The sequence below is a fragment of the Hyphomonas sp. TMED31 genome (assembly GCF_002172815.1).
Taxonomy (GTDB): Bacteria; Pseudomonadota; Alphaproteobacteria; order Caulobacterales; family Hyphomonadaceae; genus Hyphomonas; species Hyphomonas atlantica.
The window spans coordinates 20,189-35,296 of sequence record NZ_NHCK01000046.1 but is presented as its reverse complement, the minus strand read 5'-3'; the positions used below and the strand labels follow the sequence as shown (position 1 = coordinate 35,296).

The 15,108-nt window shown below is 57.6% G+C and carries 16 protein-coding genes; 8 read left to right on the top strand and 8 right to left on the bottom strand.

Annotated elements, in window-relative coordinates:
• Positions 1-229, bottom strand: a 229-nt coding sequence (locus CBB91_RS07370) for a hypothetical protein (protein WP_273013177.1), incomplete at its 3' end; no start/stop codon positions are given.
• Positions 230-297: 68 nt separating this feature from the next.
• Complete coding sequence (locus CBB91_RS07365) at positions 298-1,176, bottom strand: branched-chain amino acid aminotransferase (protein WP_035554365.1); 879 nt, start codon at positions 1,174-1,176, stop codon at positions 298-300.
• A 56-nt stretch (positions 1,177-1,232) separates the two neighbouring features.
• Here CBB91_RS07365 and CBB91_RS07360 point away from each other — a divergent pair, with 56 nt between their 5' ends.
• The 4 genes from CBB91_RS07360 to CBB91_RS07345 are packed head-to-tail and all read left to right on the top strand — an operon-like array spanning position 1,233 to position 5,258.
• On the top strand, positions 1,233-1,700 hold the full coding sequence (locus CBB91_RS07360; RefSeq protein WP_273013175.1) for a MarR family winged helix-turn-helix transcriptional regulator: 468 nt from the start codon (positions 1,233-1,235) through the stop codon (positions 1,698-1,700).
• Entirely contained in the window at positions 1,697-2,380 is a 684-nt protein-coding gene (locus CBB91_RS07355) for a response regulator transcription factor (protein WP_273013173.1), read from the top strand. The genes CBB91_RS07360 and CBB91_RS07355 overlap by 4 nt, the downstream gene beginning before the upstream one ends.
• A 52-nt stretch (positions 2,381-2,432) precedes the next feature.
• Positions 2,433-3,680 (top strand): ATP-binding protein, encoded by a 1,248-nt coding sequence (locus CBB91_RS07350; RefSeq protein WP_345906761.1) that lies wholly within the window; start codon positions 2,433-2,435, stop codon positions 3,678-3,680.
• Positions 3,681-3,710: 30 nt separating this feature from the next.
• A complete protein-coding gene (locus tag CBB91_RS07345; protein ID WP_035554358.1) occupies positions 3,711-5,258 on the top strand; it encodes a GNAT family N-acetyltransferase in 1,548 nt (515 codons plus the stop codon).
• On the opposite strand, the gene CBB91_RS07340 is transcribed toward CBB91_RS07345, so the two are convergent.
• Together CBB91_RS07340 and CBB91_RS07335 are read right to left on the bottom strand one after the other, a co-directional pair.
• Positions 5,255-5,944 (bottom strand): SOS response-associated peptidase, encoded by a 690-nt coding sequence (locus CBB91_RS07340; RefSeq protein WP_035554355.1) that lies wholly within the window; start codon positions 5,942-5,944, stop codon positions 5,255-5,257. The two genes, CBB91_RS07345 and CBB91_RS07340, sit on opposite strands and share 4 nt — an antisense overlap.
• A 2-nt stretch (positions 5,945-5,946) precedes the next feature.
• Entirely contained in the window at positions 5,947-6,849 is a 903-nt protein-coding gene (locus CBB91_RS07335) for a 1-acyl-sn-glycerol-3-phosphate acyltransferase (RefSeq protein WP_273013170.1), read from the bottom strand.
• Positions 6,850-7,090: 241 nt separating this feature from the next.
• Here CBB91_RS07335 and CBB91_RS07330 point away from each other — a divergent pair, with 241 nt between their 5' ends.
• From CBB91_RS07330 to zapE, 3 genes are all read left to right on the top strand, one after another.
• Entirely contained in the window at positions 7,091-7,525 is a 435-nt protein-coding gene (locus CBB91_RS07330) for a response regulator transcription factor (protein WP_035554354.1), read from the top strand.
• Positions 7,526-7,625: 100 nt separating this feature from the next.
• A complete protein-coding gene (locus tag CBB91_RS07325; RefSeq protein ID WP_035554352.1) occupies positions 7,626-8,231 on the top strand; it encodes a rhomboid family intramembrane serine protease in 606 nt (201 codons plus the stop codon).
• 150 nt (positions 8,232-8,381) lie between these two features.
• Positions 8,382-9,509 carry a cell division protein ZapE gene (zapE, locus tag CBB91_RS07320; RefSeq protein ID WP_273013167.1) on the top strand — a complete coding sequence of 376 codons (1,128 nt, stop codon included), beginning with the start codon at positions 8,382-8,384 and terminating at the stop codon, positions 9,507-9,509.
• A 76-nt stretch (positions 9,510-9,585) separates the two neighbouring features.
• Here the strand turns inward: zapE and CBB91_RS07315 are convergent, their stop codons facing one another.
• The 4 genes from CBB91_RS07315 to gntA form a co-directional block, all read right to left on the bottom strand.
• The gene (locus CBB91_RS07315) at positions 9,586-11,301 is read right to left on the bottom strand and encodes an EAL domain-containing protein (protein ID WP_273013165.1); all 1,716 of its coding nucleotides are present in this window, start codon (positions 11,299-11,301) and stop codon (positions 9,586-9,588) included.
• A 136-nt stretch (positions 11,302-11,437) separates the two neighbouring features.
• Positions 11,438-11,986, bottom strand: coding sequence for a YetF domain-containing protein (locus CBB91_RS07310; protein WP_273013164.1), 549 nt, complete (start codon positions 11,984-11,986; stop codon positions 11,438-11,440).
• A complete protein-coding gene (locus tag CBB91_RS07305; RefSeq protein WP_273013162.1) occupies positions 11,986-12,579 on the bottom strand; it encodes an urea carboxylase-associated family protein in 594 nt (197 codons plus the stop codon). Before CBB91_RS07305 ends, CBB91_RS07310 begins: the two co-directional genes overlap by 1 nt.
• Positions 12,576-13,271: a guanitoxin biosynthesis heme-dependent pre-guanitoxin N-hydroxylase GntA gene (gntA, locus tag CBB91_RS07300; RefSeq protein WP_273013161.1), complete on the bottom strand. Its 696-nt coding sequence runs from the start codon at positions 13,269-13,271 to the stop codon at positions 12,576-12,578. Before gntA ends, CBB91_RS07305 begins: the two co-directional genes overlap by 4 nt.
• A 282-nt stretch (positions 13,272-13,553) precedes the next feature.
• Between gntA and rpoH the strand changes: the two genes are divergently transcribed.
• Positions 13,554-14,468, top strand: a complete 915-nt coding sequence (rpoH, locus tag CBB91_RS07295; protein ID WP_273013159.1) for an RNA polymerase sigma factor RpoH — start codon at positions 13,554-13,556, stop codon at positions 14,466-14,468.
• Positions 14,469-15,108: the final 640 nt, after the last annotated feature.

Here is a 15,108-nt window from a genome sequence, read left to right as displayed (position 1 = left end):
CTGGCTCTGGCTCTGGCTCTGGCTCTGGCTCTGGCTCTGGCTCTGGCTCTGGCGGGAGTATTATCGGCAACTCGACGATGTCCACCTCAAAAACTTCAGGCGGCGGCGCGGGTGGCAGTTTATGTCCGAAGGCAAGCGCGAACAGGAACAGCATCAGGCCATTGAGACCCAATGATCCCGCCACATAGGGCAGTCGTTCCCGTGCGAATTGTTTCCAGGCTCCCCCCATGGGTGAAAGCCCTACCAGCCAGCCCTTCAGGGCCTCAGTTACTTTTCGTACAGCTTGCGCTGGCGCCCTTATAGCGCCAGCTCCAGCTTGCCGTTCACCAGGGCTGTATAATCATTGACCAGAGTCTCGGAGATCTGGCCGGGTTTGAACACATGCTCGCCGATCTCTGCGACAGGCGTGATTTCCGCTGCGCTGCCCGTGATGAAGCATTCGCTGAAGGTCGATAGCTCGTCCGGGAAGATGGCCCGTTCGATCACTTCAATACCGCGTTCCTTCGCCAGCTTGATCGTCGTCTGACGGGTCAGGCCGTTCAGGAAGCAATCGGGTGTCGGTGTGTGCAAGGCGCCGTCGCGGACGAAGAAGATGTTCGCGCCGGTCGCTTCGGCAATCTGCCCGCGATAGTCCAGCATGAGGGCGTCGGCGTAGCCATCACGCTCAGCGGCGTGCTTGGACAGGGTGCAGATCATGTAGAGGCCCGCAGCCTTTGCGTGGCATGGCGCGGTTTCCGGCGCCGGGCGACGCCATTTGGCGTGCGTCAGACGAATACCTTTCATCTTGTCCGCAAAGTAATCGCCCCAATGCCAGACGGCGACCGCCAGATGAATCGTGTTGTTCTGAGCCGAAACGCCCATCATTTCAGACCCGCGCCAGGCAACAGCGCGGACATAGGCGCTTTCCAGACCGGATTTCGCCAGCGCTTCGGTTTTGGCCTGCTCCAGCTGTTCAACCGAGAACGGGATTTCGAACCCCATGATCTCAGCGGAATTGTGAAGACGTTTGGAATGGTCGAGGGAGCGGAAGATCTTGCCGCCATAGGCGCGCTCGCCTTCAAATACCGAAGAGGCGTAGTGCAGGGCGTGGGTCAGCACATGAACTTTCGTGTCCCGCCACGGCACGAATTCGCCATCCATCCAGATATAACCGTCGCGATCGTCATATGCAGACATAATAGTTCAGCGCTCCTCGCTTGCACTTATAGCATTTTTTGCGTTCATTTCAGAACATGGCCCCTGACGTCAACCTGAATAGACCGTTCGATCCGCGCCTTTTCCTTATGGATCAGGAGCTTGACCGCGGCGTGGGACTCTTGCTGGCCGGCAGTGCGGAATTGATGAGAGCCGCAGAAGAGGCGCGACACAAGGCTGGGCTGAGCAAGCCAGAGCTGCAAATTCTCATGGCTATACGCTACACGCCCGGCCAGACGGTGGGCGATTTGCGGGATTCCCTGAGCATGACGGTGCCGACTTTCGCCCGTATCATTGGCGAACTCGACAAGCGCGGACTGATCGAACGCGAGCGAGAACAAGCCAGCGACAAGCGCCGCCGGACGCTCACCCTGTCGGACGTCGGCACCACGCTGACCACGCAGATCACCATTGTGTTGCGCGAACGACTGCGACTGGCCTATCGCGCCGCAGGTCCGGATGCGGTTGAAGGTGCTCGCAAGGTTCTGGATTCGCTCACACGATGACTCAAGATGTCGCCCATATTCTCGTTGTCGATGATGACGACCGGATTCGCGATCTGTTGAAGCGCTACCTGACGCGTGAAGGCTACCGCGTGACATCTGCGCCTGACGCTGCCGGCGCGCGCAAGATGATGGACGCGATGGAATTCGATCTTGCGGTGCTGGACATCATGATGCCGGGCGAAGATGGCCTCTCCCTGTTGAAATCCATGCGCGAAGGTCGCAATCGCGAGACTCCGGTCATGCTGCTGACCGCGAAGGGCGAGGCCTCCAGCCGGATCGAAGGACTGAAGCATGGCGCCGATGATTATCTGGCCAAACCCTTTGAACCCGAGGAACTATCCCTGCGCTGTGCAGCCATCCTGCGCCGCTCCCACAAGGCAGAGCCCCCTGCCGAGGTCGAAATGTCAGGCCTGATCTTCAATGCAGAGCGCGGCGAACTGAAGGAAGGCGACAAGCGTATCCGGCTGACGGAAGCCGAACTGCAATTGTTGACCGTGCTGGCCGGCAGCCCCGGCGAACCCGTCAGCCGCGAACAATTGGCGTCGCTGACCTCCGCCGGCATGGAACGCTCTGTCGATGTTCAGGTCACGCGCCTGCGCCGGAAGATCGAACCCAATCCCCGCGAACCGATACATTTGCAGACTGTGCGCGGTATCGGGTATCGCCTGATGCCGGACTGAGATGATGTTTCGCCTGAGGGATATCACACCGCGCGGTTTGTATGCCCGCAGCATGCTGATGGTCATTACGCCTGTCGTGCTGATCCTGTCACTGATGACCTGGTATTATTACGATAGCCACATTGCCGAGGTGAACCGCAAGCTGGCCCAGTCTATCGCGCGGGATGCCAGCCTGATCCAGGCCTATTGTGATCGCCGCGAAGACTCGCCTTCGGTTCATCGCACCATTGATGAACGGCTGGACCTGACCTTTACCTGCAGAAGTCCGGAACAAGCGCTGGCATCATCCAGCTATCTGGACCGGTTTGCCTATAGCAGCACGCTGGACAATGAGCTGGAGACGCGGCTGGGCGTGCCGGTGGAGACGGCGCTCAATCCACGAGACTCCATGCTGCACCTGCGTTTCGCGTCCGGGCCGCGCACAGTGGAGATCATTGTCGAGCGAAAGCGCGTATTCGTCGCCAATGCACACATCTTCATTGTCTGGGTGATCCTGTTCTCCCTGTTCATGATCGCGCTGGCGATTGCGTTCCTGAACCAGCAGGTCCGGTCCATCCTGCGCCTGTCGAAAGCCGCGCGCGCGTTTGGCCGGGGGCGCGACGCTCCCGACTTCCGGCCTTCGGGGGCCAATGAGGTGCGCGAAGCGGCGCGCGCCGTAATCGACATGAAGAACCGTCTGACCGCTTTTACCGAACAACGCACGGCGATGCTGGCGGGCGTCAGTCATGATTTGCGCACCCCCCTCACCCGGTTGAAACTGGCCCTCGCCATGATGGAGGAGACTGACGACATCAGGGCGGCGCGCTCGGACCTCGATGACATGTCGATGATGCTGGACGAATACCTGACCTTCGCGCGCGGCGAGGAAGGCGACGAGGCAAGCGATCTCGACTTGTCCGAGCTGGTGCGGGAGGCCGCCGCTGGCTTTGGACCGCATATCATTGTGAAGGGTCCGGAAGAGATTGCAGTCAATGGACGCCCGCTCGCCATCAAGCGGGCGGTCAGCAATCTGATCTCGAACGCCATGAAATTTGCCACCGATGTGCAGATCACACTTGTGGACGGTCCGCATGCGGCTGATATACATGTCGACGACAATGGACCGGGCATACCGCCAGAGCGCCGGGAGGACGCTTTCAGGCCGTTCATGCGGCTGGACGAGGCCCGAACCCAGAACACGCCGGGCACAGGGCTCGGCCTGACACTCGCCCGGGATACGGCGCGCGCACATGGCGGTGACCTCCGCCTCAGCGACAGCCCCCTTGGCGGCCTCAGGGCCAGCCTGCGCCTGCCGCATTGAACCATATCCCTCCAGAGGCATTTCTTCGCCATGAGCAATAGCAAAGCCAAGCTGATCATCCGCAATGCGACGCCGGATGACATTCCGGGCCTGCAGGCCCTTTCCGCAAAAGTCTATGGGGAGGGCGAGGAGTATTCCCGCGACCACCTCATGGCGCAGATCAACCGCTTTCCCGACGGCCAGTTCGTGGCCGAGTATGAAGGCACGATTGTCGGCCATTGCGCGACCTTCATGATCGCCTCCGAGCACGCCTTCGGGCCACACACCTGGATGCAGATCACCGGCGGCGGCTATGCTGCGCGGCATGATCCTGAAGGGGATGTGCTCTACGGCATGGATGTGGCGGTCGACCCCAACTATCGCCGCCTGCGCATTGGGCAGCGCTTCTACAAGGCACGCCGCGAATTGTGTCAGTGGCTGGAGCTGAAAGGTATTGTCTTCGCTGGCCGCATGCCCGGCTATGCGCGCAAGGCGAAGCAGTATCCCAGACCGGAAGACTATGTGAAGGCCGTGCGGGAGTCCAAACTGCGCGATCCGGTCATCACCTTCCAGCTGAACCAGGGATACGAGCCGCTCGGCGTGTTGCGCCACTATTTGCCGGAAGACACGGATTCCATGGGACATGCCACGCACATGTTCTGGGAGAACCCGCTGGCGCAGGAGAAGATCCAGACCAATACGAGTTTTGGCGACACATCGCTGCCCGAAAGCGTCCGTATCGCGACCGTGCAATGGCAGATGCGCCGCATCACCTCCATCGACGAGTTCGAAAGCCAATTGGAATACTGGGTGGACATCGCGTCCGACTACAAGAGCGATTTCGTCGTGTTCCCGGAAATGGTGACGTTGCAATTGCTGTCGCTTGCTGAACGCCCGCTGGGGCCCATCGACGCCATCGCTCAGATATCGGAATACACGCCGCGCTTTGTTGAATTCATGGAAAAGCTGGCTGTCTCCTACAATATCAACATTATCGGCGGCACCCATCCGAGCCAGATGGAGAACGGCGAGATCCTGAATGTGGCGCATGTCTTCCTGCGCGATGGATCCGTTCACACTCAACAGAAGTTGCACCCCACCCCGTCGGAACGCCATTGGTGGAACATCCAGGGCGGACGCGGCAATTCCGTCATCCAGACAGACTGCGGCCCAATCGGCGTGATGATCTGCTATGACAGCGAGTTTCCCGAAATTGCGCGTCACCTGGTCGACCAGGGCGCGCTGATGTTGTTCGTGCCCTTCTGCACGGACGAGCGCCGCGGCTATATGCGTGTACGGTATTGCTGTCAGGCGCGGGCCGTCGAGAACCAGTGCTATGTCACCATGTCGGGCGTCGTCGGCAATCTGCCAAACGTCGAGAACATGGATATTCATTATGCGGAGAGCTGCATCCTGACACCATCTGACTTCCCGTTCTCGCGCGACGGCGTGGCGGCAGACACTGCGCCAAACACCGAAACGATTGCGCTGGCAGATCTGTCGATTTCCGACCTGCTGACGGCTCGCCAGTCGGGTGCGGTGCAGAATTTGAAAGATCGACGGCTCGACCTGTATCAGGTGGCCTGGAAGAAGAACTAGGCCTCTTCGATCAGTTGCGGCCCCTGATTGCGGACATTGCCGACTGCCGGATTGACCGGCCATGCGTGCATGTCCGCCGTCGGGAATGGTTCGTAGAGATGCTCGACCTTGCGATTGTCCGCGTCCAGCCATGTCCGATAGTCTGACGGATGCAGGATCACCGGCATTCGCGTGTGCAGCCCTGCCATGAGGTCATTTGGCTTTGTCGTCAGGATTGTGAATGTATCGATCTCCGATCCGTCGATCATGGCCCGGTCCCACAATCCGGCAAAACAGAACCAGCGACGATTGCGCAGGCCGATCGCATAAGGTTGTTTCTTCCCTTTTGGCCCCGTCCATTCGTAAAAGCCGCTCGCCGGAATCAGGCAGCGATGATGCCGGAACGGGCCACGAAATGTGTTGGAAGCTTCCAACCCTTCGCTGCGCGCATTGAAGGTGGAAAATTTCTTTTCACTGAGTGGTTTCTTCCACCAGCTGGGCACAAGCCCCCACATGGCTGGCGCCATCTGGATCGCATGGCGGGGAACATCCTCCCCTTCCGGGGCCATGCGTATGATGGGGGCATATTGTGTGGGCGCGATATTGTAGGCCGGCTCTGGCGGCTGAATGCCATTTGGATGGATCAGGTTCAGCGCGTTGTGGTATTCCTCCCACGAAACCCCATGACGGAAAAAGCGACCACACACGGCTAAGGCCGGAACACAGCAGTGTTGTCGCGCCCGAGATCGTAGGCAACATGGTGTTTCAGTTTCTCGGTCAACTCGTTCACGTCGCCCTGTAATTGATCCGGCTGAATCATCTGGCCGAATGTCATCCGTACATTGGCGCCGCGCTTGTTCAGCAATTCGTGGAACAGGGTTATGTCACGCAATTCGCCATTCAGCTCGCTGAATAAGTAGAACAGCCAGGAATTCCACGCATCGAGATTGAGCGGCAGGATCGGTGCGTTCTGCTTGCGGGCGAGCCCGACCACGGTGGAAAACCACTCCTTCTCGACGAGTCGGCCATCCTCCTTCTTCGCCAGACGGCCTGACGGAAAGATCACCACACACTTCTCCTCGGAGAATGCTTGCCCCGCCCGCTTAAGGGTCTCGCGTGTCTTGGCCGGGGTGCGCTTTTCCGCGACCCACTCCACCGGGATAATGACATCCTGGAAGCGCGGATTGACCCGGATGGCATCTGCATTTGCGAAGAAGATGATGTCCTGACGGATCTGTTTGAGCAAATCCCACACGGCCACCCCATCGGCCAGACCGGTTGGATGATTGGCCGCGATAATGACGCGCCCGGATTCAGGCAGACGCTCCAGCCCCTCAATGTCGAGCGAGAAATCGAGCTGCGCTGACAGATGATCGAATGAGTCCCGACCATTGAGCTGCATGATCGTATCCGCCATCTCGCGCGCGCGACTGTATCCCAGCATCTTGTAAAGAACGGGGCGGACAAGCGGCCAGCTCCAGCTTGAGCGGAGTTGCGGGCAGCGTTCCTCGATCAACGTATCGACGATATGCTGGTCATTATTTTTTTCTGCGTCCAGAAACGCAGACGCCCGCAAGGCAGGTGTTTTCGCTGTCAGGCTCTCGTCACTCATGGTGTCACGGCCACTCCAATCTCCCTTTAGATACATAGGGGTTCGGGCGATTCCCTGAAAGCGTGAAACGCATGAGACGGAGGCGGGAAGCTTACCGCTCAACTACCGCACTCTGTTGAAAAATAAACACTTCGGAAAGTTTCGCTTTACCAAGACGTAAGAGCCACGTGCCATTGTGAACGCAACAGGGGGGTTGGCTTAAGCCTTTCCTTCGCGGGCAAATTAATCGGGATACGAGTAGATGAAAGTTCTTTGGGTTGAAGATCACGAGCCAGTTCGAGACATGCTGGCAATTGCTGCGGACAAGGCAGCTCGTTCTCGTGTCCAGATCGACCTCGTCATGGCGCCAACCCTGATGCTTGCAGAGTCCCGCCTTCGCCTTGAACGCTTTGATCTTGTCGTGCTTGACCTTGGCCTGCCAGACTCCTTCGACCCAGACATGACGATCGCTCGTGTGGCCAATATGGGCAAATACCGGATCGCTGTCGTGTCCTCCATGGATGTGCGTGACCAGGCCGTCGAATCCGCGCTTCGCTGCGGCGCAAACATCCATCCCGAGGCGATCTTCAAGGCCAACCTGCCCTTCAACCGTTTCATCCAGCGCCCGGATGCCTTCGAAGACTTCCTGATGGACCTGATGCCAGCCGCGGAGACCGCCGCCGTCCGCGCCGCCTAAATCTGTCGGGCGCTTGCGAAGCGCCCCTTCCCCTTGCTAAGCCGCTTGGACACGTCCGGGCGGCTTTTTGCTGGCGGCATAACAGGAGAGCAGCCAGACGATGATGGAATTCCCGGTAACGATTAGCCTGATCGTGGCAAATGTGCTGGTCAGCCTGATCGGCCTCTCAAATCGCGACTTCTTCACTGACAACAGCTTCTGGATCGCCCCGATCCGGGACGGGCGGCAATGGTGGCGGTTCGTGACGTCAGCCTTTCTGCACGTGAACCTGACTCACCTGCTGATCAATATGTACGTTCTGTGGGAATTTGGCCGCGTTCTGGAGCGCAGCCTCGGCGCGACGACATTCCTGATCATCTATGGGGGCTCGCTGCTTGGCGGAAACTTGTGGGAGTATTTCGACAAGAAGGACCAGCCGGACTATCGCGCCGTTGGAGCATCAGGCGCGACGTCCGGCGTCATCCTGTCGTTCAGCGTGCTCGCCCCTTTCGCATTGCTCGGCCTGTTCTTCATCATTCCGATGTGGGCAATCGTGGCCGCCGCCTTGTTCATCTCCGTCAGTTTCTTCCTGTCCCGCCGTCCGAACACGATGATTGCGCACGGCGCGCATTTGGGCGGCGCACTGGCCGGGGCTGCACTGACTTTCCTGCTGGTTCCGGGATCCTGGTCTCGCCTGATCACACAAGTGGCAGAAAGACTGGGCTGACCACCCAGCGGCCAGCACGGTGACGCAGTGCCATACTCTCTCAGCGGAACGCATTTCCAATAATCGAGTTGACTGTATAAGTTTCACCAGCAGCCTGAAGCCGTCTGGACGGTGCCGGGCAAGTTTCCACTCCTGCATGGGCGTCTCTGAATGGGCTATGTGATTGAGCGCTACGAGGCGCGGATCAGTGACGGACAATTGATGCCGGACCCGGTGCAGGCCGAAGCCGCCGCTGCGCTGGATGATCTTGCCCATCGACTGGCGAACCGGAAGACCGGTGGGTGGTTTTCAAAGGCGGAGACCGTAACGGGCCTGTACATGTGGGGCGGCGTAGGGCGCGGCAAATCCATGCTGATGGATCTGTTCTTCGAGCATGCACCGGTCGAAGCCCGCCGCCGGGTTCACTTCCATGAGTTCATGGCCGAAGTTCATGACCGGCTGGATGCATGGCGCAAGCTTTCCGAAGATGAACGCAAGCGGTCCGAGTGGCGTGTGAAGGGAGCTGGCGACGACCCGATCGCGCCAGTGGCGAAACAGATCGCCTCCGAGGCGAACCTGCTCTGTTTCGATGAGTTCCAGGTAACCCAGATTGCTGACGCCATGGTGCTTGCCCGGTTGTTCGAGGCCCTCTTCGAGCGCCATGTCACCGTCGTTGCAACATCAAACCGTCACCCCAACGATCTCTACAAGGATGGCATCAACCGTCCCCTCTTCCTGCCCTTCATCGAGCACCTGAAGGCCAATTGCGACGTGATGGAACTGGCCTCCGAACGGGACTATCGACTGGACCGCCTGATTGAGGCGCCGGTCTGGTACGCGCCGCTGGGCGGAGAATCCGAGAGGGCTCTGGATCAGGCCTGGGACCGGCTGACCCTGGGCGCTGAACCGCAGCATTGTGTGCTGACGGTCAAGGGCCGCAAATTGGAGGTCCACCGCGAAGCTGCTGGCGTTGCACGGTTTACGTTCGAGGAGCTTTGCGCCCGTCCGCTTGGGTCGCGGGACTATCTTGCCATTGCTGCAAATTTCAACACCGTCATTCTATCCGGCATTCCGACGCTCGGACCAGAAAACCGCAATGAGGCAGCCCGGTTCGTGTCGCTCATTGATGCGTTTTACGAGGCGAAGGTCAAACTCGTGGCCAGCGCCGCCGCTGAACCGGAAGAACTCTACCCCGAAGGCGACGGCAGCTTTGAATTCGAACGCACCGTCAGCCGNCTTCATGAAATGCGGTCAACGGATTACCTGGCCGAAGAACGAATTGAGATCGAGGCGGAATAGAACCAGCGGAGAGCTGGATGCCTCGCCTTTCAACGNCCCATGTATGATGCCCGTTGAAACGGGTGGNTGAANCCNGTCAGGACGCCTGTGTAATCACCGATGGCGACGTCAATTCCTTGCACAATACGGCACGACCAATCAGAAACCCCTGAACCAGATNGCATTTGCGTGCGGCCAANTGCTCAAGCTGCCAACTTGTCTCGACGCCTTCGGCGCAGCTGATCAGATTCATTTCCCGGCACATCTTCAGGCTGCCTGTCAGGACCTTCGGCAGGACACCGGAATCACTCTTCTTGCCTAGCAGGCTCTTGTCGAGCTTCACTTTCTTGAACGGCAATTCTTCCAGCANNGAAAGAGACGAGTATCCCGTGCCAAAATCATCCAGAGCCAATGACACACCGGCATCGACAATCTTTCCGAGCACCTGCTTGCTGGTATCGATATTCCGGAAAAGGACGTTCTCGGTAATNTCNAGTTCAATGCGGGACGGCTCNACCTTGTGACGTCGTAGCGCGTTGAGGAAGAGATCCGAGAATTCCAGCGAGGTGAGCTGCGAGGGCGACACGTTGAAGGACAGGAAGCTCCGGCCATCGGGCAGCCACCGTAAAGCCTGATTCAGCATCGACCAGAAGAAGCTGTCAATCAGCCCGAGACGCTCCACCGGAGGCATGAANTGCTTCGGNGACGGTTGCCGCTTCAAGCCACTATTTGGCCAGCGTGCCAGGACTTCGTATCCGGCCACGGAATGGGACCGGAGATCAAGGATGGGCTGGACCGCCGGCTGGAAGCGGTTGTCCTTCACGGCGCTGATGATTGTTTTGTCAAACTCCTGCGCGTCCATGTCTGACAAATCCATACGGCGGTCGAAGACAGCGATCCCACCCCCTTCAGACTTTATACGGATCATTGCCTTATCGGCGGCATACATCAGATTGACTTCATCAACAGCGTCATNGGGATAGGACGCAAGGCCAATTGAGGCACCNACCGANACCANCCCCAAATCGGTCTCCACAGGAGAAACAATTGCACTCTGCGCTCGCGCTGCAATCTCGGAGGCATCGGCATCACAGATGATAAATGCAAATTCGTCTCCGCCCAGACGGCAGGCCAGTCGGCACCCCTCAGCCTCGGACAGTCGCCGCGCCAGCTCTTTCAACACATGATCGCCAACTGCGTGGCCATACCGGTCGTTCAGTGGCTTGAAACGGTCCAGATCGACCAGCGCGCAGGTGAAAGGCTGTTGTGCATGGATCAGTGCCTCGACTTCACGAATGAAGGCACGACGGTTCAGGATGCGAGTCAGAGGATCCGTATCGGCCAGTTGGCGAACCGTTTGCTCGGCGCGTTCGCGCTCGACTATCTCTGCCTTGAGATCAGAGAGCATGTTGGCATGTATTTCGGTGAGCGCATGAAAGACGCCCAACGCATTCAGGCACCCTGCATATACACCGTCATCATGCACGAGGATCAACCCGTTCGTCAGGAGATCTGACTTGTCTCGAATACTGCTGAAAACCGATGCCGTGTCATCGTTGAGTTCCAGGACAAGCGGGTTTCGGTCCAGAATCGCGGCCAATCCCCTCTTCTGATTCAGTGCGTACCCGTAGGGATTGGATATGATGCGCTGAAACGCCTGAAGGGAAACAAACCCGTTCGGCCGACCGCGCCGGTCAACAACCGGACACAGCGTGGCCTCAGGATTACTAACGAAAAAAGCTGACAGCGCATCAAAGCTGTCATCCACCGACAAAGGCGGAAAATGCTTCCAGGACGTGGAGCGAAACTTCATAATAAACCCATTTGCCCCACCCAAGGCACTCTGGGTATCGTGCTAACAGGACATTCTGAAAACTTGGTAACCAACAATGTTTACAGCAGGTTACAACGCATTGTTTTATGTGAATTTATTGTGACAGACACGGCACTCAGCGCGTGTCCGACGTTGGCACCCCGACAACCGATCTGCGCAGGACATCTGCAGAGACCTTCCCGGCGTCACGAGCAATAACGCTGAATGATGCGTCGGTTTCGAGCACAACCGTTTCGGCTTGCTCCACTTGCGTCAATCCATGTTCTCTCAGGGCAGAGAGTATCTCGGATCGGGTAAGTCGCTCGTCGAGAATATTTTCGTCCAGATAATTGCCCCGATACACCAGAAGCCGTGGGCTGGATTTGACCAGCTTTTCGACACCGATTGAGCGCGCGATCATGAAAGTTAACGCCCATTGTATGGTGAGCAAAGTCGCGATGGCCAGCAATGCTTCAAATACTGTCACCGAGTTGCTGGTGATACCCGCACCAGCAATAGACCCGAGCGCCACGGTGACGACCCAATCGAAATTATTCATCTGGGACGTGGACCGTTTCCCCGCCAATCGAATAAACACAATAATGGTGAAATAGATGGCGGGCGCCGCCAGAACGATCCTTACCAGGTCTTTCCAACCATCATAGAAGATTGCCGAAATATCCATCAGACCACACCCGAACCGATTTGATAGTCTATGGGCTTGTAAACAAAATTGTTGGACTCGCCGGCAGAACAGCTGGTCATGCCGATTACCAAATCCATGCAGGCTTCGAGAACGATCGATTGTCCAGCCTTGCTCAAGGGTGGCAGCACACTGATCTTTCCGGTTTCGGGGTCCATCGCCACATGCATGAAGATATTGAACGCAATGGGGATATCGTCTGGCCCAATACCGTATTCAGACAGAGCAGCTTCCAGGTTTTCCTGACATCCGCCTTGCGGATCTGCCTCATTGTAGAGCTTGCGAAATGTGTCCTTCGAACATGGCGTAAGCGTGAAGTCATGTCGCCCGACCTCGTCCTTTACGATCTTCAGCATGTCACGACTACGGTTTGAGTACAGCACGTCACCNGTGGTAAGGAACATGCGCCCGGCATAGTCCAGCGAACGCCCGGAAGAGATGACTTCCTTTCGGTCATCGAGATTGTAGGCGACCAGATCACTGACCTGCTCGCCTTCCGGATCTGTCACGGTCAGGCGCTGGCCTTTGCGGAGGATGAAGGCTACGCCGGATTTCGGGGGAATGCGCTGGATCATTTGATGGGCTCCTGGGGCGTGAATGGGCATTTCCAGTCTGGTCCGACTTCGCGACCGGAATATTGCGCGGCTTCCGATCCACTGCCGAAGTCGGCCAGCATCGGGTTGACGGACCCGGCAAGCGCTTCGTCACGCGCCCGAATGATCTGTTTCATTTTCTCGAACCGGCCGTCCTGGCGAAGCCGCTCAAACTGCTCATGCGAGTTGAAGACGAGGGTTGGATACCGAAATCGTCGCGCGGGCCGCGAAGCATTCGGGTGCAGGCCAATCACAAAAAAGGCCTCTCCAAGCAATCCCATGGAAAAATGCGCAGACTGAGGGTCCCTGTCGGCGTTCTCCGCCCATCCCCTGCCCTCCACCACATCAAGNTTATGCAGGGATTGGAGACGGTTCCACAACGCGTGCTCGAATTCATCTTCCAGCAAATCGTTTGGCCCGGTGAATATCGCGACAAACGACTGAACGACCGGGGAGTCGAAATCGAGCTGGTCGATGAATGTCTCCAGCGCCAGTCGCAACTTGATATCACCGGCTGCGGAGTCGATCTCCCCGAACTCCGCAATCATCAATTGATCCCGGACCATGGCGGACTTCGCGCCAATACAAGGAAACTCGTCAGACTTCACGAATTTCCGAAACGCCTCGGTCGGCGTGACAGTCGCTTCCTGTCTATCCTTGAATGTGGTATTCATAGGTGTGTTCCTGAGTTGTTATTGCTCAAAGAACCTTTCGGATTGCGATGCGGTTCCCCAATTTTGAGTGGAAGATTGCAGACAACAATTCGAGAGACAGCCCGCCACCAAAAAAGCCTTCAAATTCCGGGAAGGCCTTCTTATTTATGTTAATCCGCGATGACATTCATGCGGACAATACGGGACGACGCCGCTGCAAAGCAGGGCTAAACACCCAATACACCTGAATGCCGGAACGATCGCCGCGACGCGGGGTTGGTCTGCAAAGGAGGAGATTTGACTATGGCAAACAAGATTGCCGCCAGTACGAGCATGACCCTCAGCCCTGAACAGGGCCTGAGCCGCTACCTCACGGAAATCCGCAAATTTCCGATGCTTGAGAAGAACGAGGAATTCATGCTTGCGCGTCAATGGCGTGAGCAGGAAGACACGCAAGCAGCCGAAAAGATGGTGACCTCTCACCTGCGCCTCGTCGCGAAGATCGCGATGGGCTATCGCGGATATGGCCTGCCGATGGCCGAAGTTATCTCCGAAGGGAATGTCGGCCTGATGCAGGCCGTGAAGAAATTCGACCCTGATAAGGGGTTCCGCCTTGCAACATANGCCATGTGGTGGATCCGNGCCGCGATCCAGGAATACATNNTGCGTAGCTGGAGTCTGGTAAAACTGGGCACAACTGCCGCACAGAAGAAGCTCTTCTTCAACCTGCGTCGCCTGAAAGGCGAGATGCAGGCGCTTGACGAGGGCGACCTGAAGCCGGAACAGGCCAAGCTGATCGCCGAGAAGCTGAACGTGACCGAGAATGAGGTCTACTCGATGAACGGGCGGATGTCCGGTTCAGATGCGTCCCTGAACGTGCCGATGGGCACGGATGGCGATATGGAATGGCAGGANTGGCTGGCTGACGATGANCAGGGCCAGGCTGAAGAGTTCGCAGACAAACAGGAATTCAATGCGCGGATGGAATTGCTAACGTCCGCCATGGAAGACCTGAATGAGCGCGAACGCCACATTCTAACCGAGCGTCGTCTTTCGGAAGAGCCGAAAACACTTGAGGAATTGTCGGAAGTTTACAACGTATCCCGCGAACGTATTCGTCAGATCGAGGTGCGTGCGTTTGAGAAGTTGCAGAAGGCCATGAAACGCATGGCGAAAGAACAGGGGCTGGCATCAGCGTCTGCGGCCGGCACAGCATAAACTGCCCTGCTAGTGATCTGCGGAAGCTGACTTTACGCCCTCTAAACGAGCGGACTCGGCTGCCGCATCGGTTCCGGAGGACAGGTGCGCAGGCCAGAACATCGTTGCTTTTACTGATTTGTAGCCCTGCTTTTCCGGCGTCCAGATTGTAACCAAACAGGCGGTCTCCTTTTCGGGGACCGCTTTTTTCTGGTCTCTTGGTGACCAGCTTACAGCCGTCTCACACACATAGTCCGACGGGTTCGTCTCCTCTCCAGTATGCAATGTATGAGGGCACATGGTTGGATGAGGCCGCGAGCCAATGAACGACCGCGGTCTATGAGGGTGGCAGACAGGATCGGACACGGCAAATTTCATCTCTGCCGTGTTAAGCGACACGAACCTGTCGACATCCGATGCCTGCAATTGATCCAGGAGAACGGGGCGCTCTNCACTTATGGCCCAATTCACCAATTGCGCGTTCTGATCGCCCTGGCGACGCACCACCTCCNTGTAATCTCCGTANCGCTGCAACTGCCGCCCCGCAGTAATCGTCAGGAATGCCATCGCCAGCACAATCAATGTGAGCGCAAAACGATGCTCCCACAGCACGATCAACGACTTCATCATCACACTCATCCCTGCCCCCATCCCAGCCGGC

What these genes read in the sequence shown, in the direction of transcription:
- CBB91_RS07365 (WP_035554365.1), bottom strand. Translation starts at nt 1,176, where the DNA reads ATGTCTGCATATGACGATCGCGACGGTTATATCTGGATGGATGGCGAA.
- CBB91_RS07360 (WP_273013175.1), top strand. Translation starts at nt 1,233, where the DNA reads ATGGCCCCTGACGTCAACCTGAATAGACCGTTCGATCCGCGCCTTTTC.
- CBB91_RS07355 (WP_273013173.1), top strand. Translation starts at nt 1,697, where the DNA reads ATGACTCAAGATGTCGCCCATATTCTCGTTGTCGATGATGACGACCGG.
- CBB91_RS07350 (WP_345906761.1), top strand. Translation starts at nt 2,433, where the DNA reads ATGCTGATGGTCATTACGCCTGTCGTGCTGATCCTGTCACTGATGACC.
- CBB91_RS07345 (WP_035554358.1), top strand. Translation starts at nt 3,711, where the DNA reads ATGAGCAATAGCAAAGCCAAGCTGATCATCCGCAATGCGACGCCGGAT.
- CBB91_RS07335 (WP_273013170.1), bottom strand. Translation starts at nt 6,849, where the DNA reads ATGAGTGACGAGAGCCTGACAGCGAAAACACCTGCCTTGCGGGCGTCT.
- CBB91_RS07330 (WP_035554354.1), top strand. Translation starts at nt 7,091, where the DNA reads ATGAAAGTTCTTTGGGTTGAAGATCACGAGCCAGTTCGAGACATGCTG.
- CBB91_RS07325 (WP_035554352.1), top strand. Translation starts at nt 7,626, where the DNA reads ATGATGGAATTCCCGGTAACGATTAGCCTGATCGTGGCAAATGTGCTG.
- CBB91_RS07310 (WP_273013164.1), bottom strand. Translation starts at nt 11,986, where the DNA reads ATGGATATTTCGGCAATCTTCTATGATGGTTGGAAAGACCTGGTAAGG.